Raw genomic sequence first — 6,174 nt, 5'->3', positions numbered from 1 at the left:
CGAAAGCTCTCTCAGCGCGCGGCGTCGATCAAACTGCGGGCTATCTGCTTTGCGATCGTCTGAGCTTCCGAGCTCGTCCACTTGTGAGCGGGGCTTACCATGCGCATCCCTGCATCTTCTTCGAAGTAAACAAAGGCTAGGACGCGCTCGCCAGCGTCCATTACCCGATAGCATGACTGATTGCGCTTGATGCGGAGGGGGAGCCGGAAGGGGATCATGCCGGTTTTCAGAAGGGGATTTGGAGGCGGTTCATCGGCTCTGGAACGGGACAAGGTTCGAATATGAGCGGCGGCATGTGGTCCTCCTCCCAGCAGAAGGCCGCATAGTCGAGCTCCGCCCATTCGTTGGCTTCGGGGCTTCCAGGGCGCGCGTCCTCGATCTCGGCCACGCGCTGCCGAGCCGCCAACCATTCCAGGGTATCGGTGATGGCCATCGCGCCCCGCATCGTCAGTGCCGCGTCGCCTCGTTGTCATTGAACCCGACGCACCTTGCCTCGCGGAGCCAGTGCCAAGGGTCGCCGGCGGATTGCTCGACCAGCCAGAGCTGCGGCTTGCCGTCGCCCGGCAGGAAGAAGGCGTAGTCCTCGCCATTCGCCAGGCGATAGGGCGGATCGAAAACAACCAGCTTCTGCACCTCGCCGATGTTCAATTGGACCCGGCTCAACTCGAAATTCCCGCCGCGGGCGATGATCTGCTCGGCCTCGCGGCCAGACAGGGTAGTTCCTGCGGGGGTAGGCGACGGCAGCATAGCTTGACTCCTTGGGGTGCTTGGATGTTCTAACTTTGTTCTCATTCAAGCGCGAGTCAAATGTCATCTTCCGATGTCGATCAGGCCCACCATTCCGCCGACCCTGGAGACGGATCTCCGGCACGATCCGTGGATCGTGCTTCGCTTTCGCTGCTATTACTGCAAGCGCTGGGGCCGACGGGGGCCTGGCGGCCTGTGCGGAGAAATCGGCTCCGCGATGATATTGGGTTGGCCCGTTCGGGACTTTGACAGCGTCCCGCAGTCGGGCGTCTTGGTTCATGAAAAATCGGTTGTTATACCAACGGCCCTCATGATTGACCGACATGAGCCCACTCTCGCATTCCGATTGAGGTGATGGTCTTTGGCTGTGCGACGAGGCGGTTCCATGCGTCGCAGGCGGCGTCGATGATACCGTCGTAGGTGTCGAAGACGCGGTTGGAGAGCCAGTTGGCGCGCAGATACTGCCAGAGATTTTCAACCGGGTTCAGTTCCGGTGCGCGGGAGGGCACAAAGATCAGGGAGATGTTTGCGGGCACGACGAGCTTGCCGGTGGTGTGCCATCCGGCGCGGTCGAGCAGCAAGACTGCATGCGCGCCCTTGGCCACCGTCCTGGCGATCTCGTCGAGATGGGCCTGCATGGCGTGGGTGTCGGCGAAGGGCATGGCGAGCGCTGCGCCGACGCCCCGTGCCGGACAGATCGCTCCGAAGAGATAGGCGCTTTCGTAGCGCTGGTCGGCCGGTTGGCGCGGCCTCGTTCCGCGCCTGGCCCATTGCCGGACAAGGCCGTTCTTCTGGCCGATGCGGGCCTCGTCCTTACATGAGGGTTCAGCGGTCAACGGCATTTCTGCATGCGGTCCTCCGTGGTTGGTTGGTCGAAGTGCTGCAGCTCTCGGATCCCGGGCCGTCCTGCATCGCAGCAGCTGCTGCGTAACCTTACATGCGGTCGGGTCCTGCGAGGGAGCCCGCACCATAATGCCTCATACACGAGGCGTTGCCCAGGTGAGACGCGACCCACCTGAAACGCGGCAGCTGAACGCTACCAAAGAAGAAGACGGTCGCGCTTCCCGTATCGCCCCGGCGGTGATGCCGCGTGCGACAATCCCGTGAGTTTCAGCCGCAACCTCTGCCGCCGCCCTGATCTCGACGCCGTCCGGCATGACGCCAGTATCGGCGTAGCGCCAGAGCGCGATCAGAAGCTTTCTCGCCATGGCTACGATGGCGATCCGCCGCGTGCGCCCCTGTAGGGTGCCCACGCGCTTACGGAACCAAGCGGAAAGCACACTGTCTGGCTGATAGCGCAGCCACAGCCAGGCGAGCTGAATCAGTGCCGTGCGTGCTCTGGGATTGCCCGCCCGGCTGATGCTTCGGTCGCGGTCCATGCCGCCGCTCTGATAGGGCATGGGTGCGATGCCGACGTAGCTGGCGAGTTGGCGGCGGTTGGCGAAGGGGCGGTAAAGCACCTCGCGCACCAGCACGGTGGAGAAGTTCGCGCCGATGCCCCGGATGCGTTGCAGGGCCGTGATCTTCCGGGTCGCTGTGTCCTCGATCGTGGCGGCCTGGGCTTCGGCGCGCTCGGCCTCCATCTCGCGGATTAGCTCCAAAGTCAGCACGAGCCGGCGTCGAAGGCGGTTGAGCTCGGCATGCATCAGCGAAGGCAGCGCGCGACCGTCCCCCGTGCGTAGCTCGGCCATGTCGCGCTCCCAGGAGCGTAGCGACGGCCTTCCCCGGATGCCCTGCGTGAACAACAGCGCCTCGATCCTGTTCTCGATGCGGAGCCTCTCTTGTACGAGATGCTCACGCTCGCGGTGTGGTCGTTTGGCATCCTCCTCCTCAGGCGTCGGCACGCGCACCATGCTGCACACTCGCCGGTCACCACCCAGCCAGGTTGCGAGCACATGCAGCATGCCTTCGGCATCGAGCCTGTCGGTCTTGGCCCGGCGGGCGCGTCGGTTTACGAGGATGCTGGTCGGCTCAAGCACGTAGGCAACGATGTCATGCGCCGTCAGCCATCTGTGCAGCCAGAAGCCGTCCCGGCCGGCCTCGAAGCAACATGCGACATCGACGGTCTGCCMGAGCTTGGCCGACGTGCGCGATCGCAATATGACGATCAGCGCCAGCAGCGCCGTCGTGTCGCCCCCATCGATGCGGTGCAGTCGCGACTTCTCGGCGCCTGGTAGCCGGGCAGCGACGAGCCACGATGAGACGCTGAGTTCGATGGCGATGCGGATGGTGTTCTCAGACGGCATGATGGCAGGCTCCCTGATCTGAGTGCGGATGCCTGCCAGTTTGAACGATCAGCCCCGGCGGTGTCCGCCCTCATAGCATCTGGAACCAGATCTCCACCGTCTTGCGCTTGGCGACACCMGCCAGATGCGCGCTCAGCGTCGTCGCGAAGCTTATGGAATGGCCCGCCCCTCCTTCCGGCATTGTAGTTTTGCCGAAGGCCCAACCGGAGGAAAAGGTCATGAACATTAGCGTGCTCGGAATCGACCTCGGCAAGAATATTTGCAGCGTCGTCGGCCTCGATAGCTCTGGGGCAGTGGTCCTGCGCCGACGGGCGACACGGCCGAGGTGGCCAAACTCCCTCCGTGCGTCGTCGCCATGGAGGCCTGCTGCGGCGCGCATCATCTTGGGCGCCTTTTTGCCAGCAATGGGCATGACGTCCGGCTGATGTCGCCGGAATACGTGCGCCCCTACGTCAAAGCCCAGAAAAACGACGATCGCGATGCCGAGGGAGTTGCCGAAGCCGCGACGCGGCCGACCATGCGTTTTGTCGATTTGAAGACCCAGGACCAACTCGACATCCAGACGCTGCATCGATCGCGCGACAGGCTGGTCGGCGAAAGGACTGCGCTGATCAACCAGTTGCGCGCCATTTTGCTGGAGCGTGGAATCGTTGTTCCTCAAGGCAAACGCAAGCTCGAACAATCTGTCGACGCGCTGATGGCCGAAGATAATAACCAGTCGGGGCTCAGCCCGAGAGTGAGCGTCCTCATCGCCGACATGCGCGCACAATGGACGAAGCTCGATCGACGGATCGCTGTTTTTGATGCGGAGTTTGCGGCCTTCGCCAAGGAAAACGACGCAGCGAAGCGCTTGTTGAAGATACCCGGCGTCGGCGTCACGATCGCTTCAGCGTTAGCCGACCTTCAGGCCTTCTGCATTTGGGTACACTGTCCTCGAGTTAAAGCCGCACGTTCGAATCGTGTCGGGCGCGGAATTTCGGTTCAAACCTGCGAACCGCAAGCCCATCGACCACCCCGAAGTTGATTATCCTCCTGAAGAAAACTCGAAAGCGCCAGTGTCAATGATTCGACAGGTACAATGGCGAGCCGGCGCTTCTGAAGCGTTCGACGGCTCTCCCGATGTGGTCGCGCATTAAGCTCGCATTCTTGACCATTGATTCGACGCCGCGCTCAGCCCAGAGCTGACGGGCAGAACATGGCTCAATCTTCGCGTCGACAACGGACAGCGATAGCACGCTGCCTACGCTCTCCAATCCGATCCAAACTATGTTCCGATCCCGAAGGAGCCGTCGGTGGGAATGTGATGTGGGAAGCGGCGCTAATACTTCGCGATCAGCTTCGGATCAAAGGTGTCTTCCCGGTCACGCGGTATCCGCAACTCCACCTTCGAGCTCCCGCCCCGACCCGTCTCCTTCGAAGCGTTGCGGCGAGGAGGCTTCCCGGCAGCAGCCTCACCGTGTCTAGCTCCGCTGACAGAACCCCGTTCGCAGCGCCTTCTTCAACTCGTCGACCAAGGTTTGCCAATCGGCTTACTGCATGATTCGGACGTGCGGCCAGCGATAACGTTATTGTCTATTGCGTGAGCCAACCGCAGGCTTGTTAAAGCATCAGATTTAACAGGATTTTGACAAGAAACATTATTGCTCTGGCGCCAATGATACGCCGCCCAAATAAATAAGTACTTGATTCAAATAATGGCTCTAGAGCCGCCCAGGCCTGCCGGGTTCGAGATTCGATTCTAGCTGATTACTAAATTAACTGGGCGAAATCCAAGCATTAATTGGAATATTAATCTTTTATATACCAATTATATTCACCGATGATGCCGGACTGCGGCATGTACCCTGTCTGTTTATCTCTATAATTCTTCGGCCCGCAGGTAACGTAGATGTGGCTTGATAGCCACAGGGGGTCGACAATTGGCCCCGGCGCGGTGATTGAGGTTGATCGGCCACCCGGCTTTCGTATTGTGGAGATGCGTCGGGACGTTCCCGGTCGCTGTTTTTCGTCTTCGCCTCTGAATGGTTCAGGGACGTGGGCGAAAGACCGGGATAGGCGGGTTCGCCGGTTTGGTCTCCTGGGGCCGATCGTCAAGAACACGCYGAAGCCCGAGGGTCTCGAAACTCTTTTGGAGGTTACCAATGAAGCTCGTTAAGAGCCTCCTCCTCGGTTCYGCCGCCGGCTTCGCCGCGGTCGCCGGGGCTCAGGCCGCCGAYCTTCCCTCGCGGAAGGCCGCTCCGGTCGAATACGTTCGCGTCTGCACCGCCTATGGCAGCGGCTTCTTCTACATCCCCGGCACCGATAGCTGCCTKCGCATCGGCGGCCGTCTCCGCGCTGAGTACACMTTCGGCGAGCGTTGGGGCGAYYTKCAGGACTCGTACGGCACCCGCGCTCGTGGTCGTCTGAACATCGACCTGCGCACCGCCACCGCTTACGGCACCCTGCGCACCTTCATCCGTTATGACGTCACGGTTTCGACCGGCCCGTACGGCTACGGCGCGCTGAACGGCGGCGCGATCTTCGCCAACGGCGCTGCTGGCGCCAAYAGCAACACGACTGGCATCAGCCTCGAYAAGGGCTTCATCCAGTTCGGACCGATCACCGCTGGTCGCGCGCAGTCTTTCTTCGACTTCTACGCCAACGACCTCGGCTTCAGCTCGCTCCGCGGCTCGGACAACAGCCCGAACCTGCTGGCCTACACCGCGACCTTCGGCTCGGGCTTCTCGGCCACGATCTCGCTCGAAGACCGCCTGGCCGGCCGTAACGCGGTTGTCCGCAACGCTCTCGCCTTCAACGGCGCTGCTCCGGTCCTCGAGGGCAGCGAGATGCCGGACCTCGTCGGTGCGTTGAACGTGACCCAGGGCTGGGGCTCCGCTCAGCTGTCGGGTGCCATTGGTCAGCGTAACGTTGCCAGCACCCCGGCAAATGTTCTTGCCCCCGGTTTTAACAACACCGCCATCCGCGGCGGTGACGAGACCACTTGGGCTATCCAGGGCGGCCTGAAGTTCAACCTGCCGATGCTCGCCGCTGGCGACGTCCTGTGGTTGCAGGCAGCTTACGCTGAGGGCATGGGCTCCTACCTCGGCTACGGCGGCACCTATGGCTACGGCCGCCTCGGCTCGCTCGCCGCTGCGGACATCGTCATCGACGGCTCGCTCGCCGCTGCGGACATCGTCATCGA

At 61.9% G+C, this 6,174-nt stretch carries 3 protein-coding genes and 4 pseudogenes; 2 read left to right on the top strand and 5 right to left on the bottom strand.

Annotation, left to right across the window (positions count from 1 at the left end; genetic code table 11):
• Positions 1 to 226: 226 nt before the first annotated feature.
• The 4 genes and pseudogenes from AC1D34_RS32895 to AC1D34_RS32880 form a co-directional block, all read right to left on the bottom strand.
• Complete coding sequence (locus AC1D34_RS32895) at positions 227 to 433, bottom strand: hypothetical protein (protein WP_476826502.1); 207 nt, start codon at positions 431 to 433, stop codon at positions 227 to 229.
• A 14-nt stretch (positions 434 to 447) separates the two neighbouring features.
• On the bottom strand, positions 448 to 747 hold the full coding sequence (locus AC1D34_RS32890) for a hypothetical protein (protein ID WP_476826501.1): 300 nt from the start codon (positions 745 to 747) through the stop codon (positions 448 to 450).
• Positions 748 to 1,055: 308 nt separating this feature from the next.
• Positions 1,056 to 1,565, bottom strand: a pseudogene (locus AC1D34_RS32885) (IS630 family transposase); the annotation flags it as partial.
• A gap of 324 nt (positions 1,566 to 1,889) precedes the next feature.
• Positions 1,890 to 2,993, bottom strand: a pseudogene (locus AC1D34_RS32880) (IS110 family RNA-guided transposase); the annotation flags it as partial.
• Positions 2,994 to 3,211: 218 nt separating this feature from the next.
• On the opposite strand from AC1D34_RS32880, the pseudogene AC1D34_RS32875 reads away from it, so the two are divergent.
• Positions 3,212 to 3,888, top strand: a pseudogene (locus AC1D34_RS32875) (IS110 family RNA-guided transposase); the annotation flags it as partial.
• Positions 3,889 to 4,314: 426 nt separating this feature from the next.
• On the opposite strand, the pseudogene AC1D34_RS32870 reads toward AC1D34_RS32875, so the two are convergent.
• Positions 4,315 to 4,422: pseudogene (locus AC1D34_RS32870) on the bottom strand (transposase); the annotation flags it as partial.
• A 712-nt stretch (positions 4,423 to 5,134) separates the two neighbouring features.
• Between AC1D34_RS32870 and AC1D34_RS32865 the strand changes: the two are divergent.
• Positions 5,135 to 6,174: porin (locus tag AC1D34_RS32865; RefSeq protein WP_476826500.1), on the top strand; the 1,040-nt coding region annotated here is incomplete at its 3' end.

It is taken from the genome of Allobosea sp. P1_A7, from assembly GCF_056406775.1.
This window is presented reverse-complemented; position numbering and strand designations above follow the sequence as displayed.